The following is a 1,274-nucleotide window of genomic DNA, read 5'->3' as shown; positions in this document are numbered from 1 at the left end:
AGACAGGCTCTCACACCGTCATCGTCCATCGCCTTTTGATGTCGATCGGCCCTCGATAAAAGCGGTGTTCGACGCGCTGCCCTTCCACGTCGCCCCCAGGGAACAACTGCTTCCATGGAAAGTTAGTCCATGGCTACACCGCCGGTGAGCTTTCACGACGATCCAAGGGAGACAAATCATGGCGACTGCAAAAAGAGCGACGACCAAGGGACTGGAGGCTCTGTTCCTCGATGGGCTGAAGGACATCTACTACGCTGAAAAGAAGATACTCAAGGCCTTGCCGAAGATGGCAAAGGGCGCCGAATCCGAGGAGGTGGCTGCGGCCTTCGAGAAACATCGCATGGAAACCGAAGGCCAGGTCGATCGGCTCGAGCAAGTGTTCGAACTTATGGACAAACCGGCTCGCGGCAAGACCTGTCCGGCGATCGACGGCATTCTTGAGGAAGGGTCGGAAATTCTCGACGAATACAAGGGCGACCCAGCCCTGGATGCTGGGCTGGTCGGCGCGGCACAGGCCGTCGAACATTATGAAATCGCGCGCTACGGCACGTTGGTCGCGTGGGCTGAACAGCTTGGCAAGAGCGACGTCGTCAAGCTCCTCAACGAGACATTGAAAGAGGAGGTCGCGACGGACGAAGCGCTTTCCGGGCTGGGCGAAGGCGGTGTCAATGAGCGCGCCCTGGAGCAAGCTGCCTGACTGGGCGTCCTGACTGAAGTCGCCCCGGCAAAGTCGCCGGGGCGACTTTCGCGACCCCAACCGCGGCGTCGTCGATAGCACCTCTTTCAGATGCATCAGACCCACCCCGATACTTCGGGGTGGGTCTGCTGAAATCACCCGCGATCAGCGGTTTTTGTGACTTTGTTCGCCAGCTTTCACGTGCTGTTCGTGGGTTCCACCACGCATGCCGGATCCATCGCCCTGCTGCCGTTGACCACCACCAGCGGCCTGCTGTTGCTGACGGTTTTTATTATCGGCATTCTTGTGGCTCTGCTGGCCTGCCTTCACATGCTGTTCGTGGCTACCACCTTGATTGGGCATTCTTCTTCTCCTTCACAATGCACGAGGCGACAACCGCCTCGATTGCCTAAGAAGAGTCAGGCGCGAACGTTCCCTTACGTAACATTTTGTGAAGGATCTTGGTCGGAGAGAACCTGCGACGGATGCCAACCTCGGAGAGCAAACGCAAATTAAGACGGCCGTTCCCGGAAGTCGACAGCAAGGCGCTTGTCTTGCCTTCCCGCCGACAGAGGGCTCCTACCGATTTCAGCAAAAG

Annotated in this window: 2 protein-coding genes; one reads left to right on the top strand and one right to left on the bottom strand. The window is 58.1% G+C overall.

The window, feature by feature from the left end:
* Positions 1–178 precede the first annotated feature (178 nt).
* Positions 179–697: a ferritin-like domain-containing protein gene (locus EN914_RS35860; protein WP_013530428.1), complete on the top strand. Its 519-nt coding sequence runs from the start codon at positions 179–181 to the stop codon at positions 695–697.
* A 144-nt stretch (positions 698–841) separates the two neighbouring features.
* Here EN914_RS35860 and EN914_RS35855 read toward each other — a convergent pair whose 3' ends face one another.
* Positions 842–1,039 carry a hypothetical protein gene (locus EN914_RS35855; protein ID WP_013530427.1) on the bottom strand — a complete coding sequence of 66 codons (198 nt, stop codon included), beginning with the start codon at positions 1,037–1,039 and terminating at the stop codon, positions 842–844.
* Positions 1,040–1,274 lie beyond the last annotated feature (235 nt).

This window comes from Mesorhizobium sp. M7A.F.Ca.CA.001.08.2.1, from assembly GCF_003998455.1.
Lineage (GTDB): Bacteria > Pseudomonadota > Alphaproteobacteria > Rhizobiales > Rhizobiaceae > Mesorhizobium > Mesorhizobium ciceri.
The sequence above is the reverse complement of the archived record's forward strand: the minus strand, read 5'-3'. Positions and strand labels throughout refer to the sequence as shown.

Coding starts and splice junctions, on each gene's coding strand:
- EN914_RS35860 (WP_013530428.1), top strand. CDS start 179: ATGGCGACTGCAAAAAGAGCGACGACCAAGGGACTGGAGGCTCTGTTC.
- EN914_RS35855 (WP_013530427.1), bottom strand. CDS start 1,039: ATGCCCAATCAAGGTGGTAGCCACGAACAGCATGTGAAGGCAGGCCAG.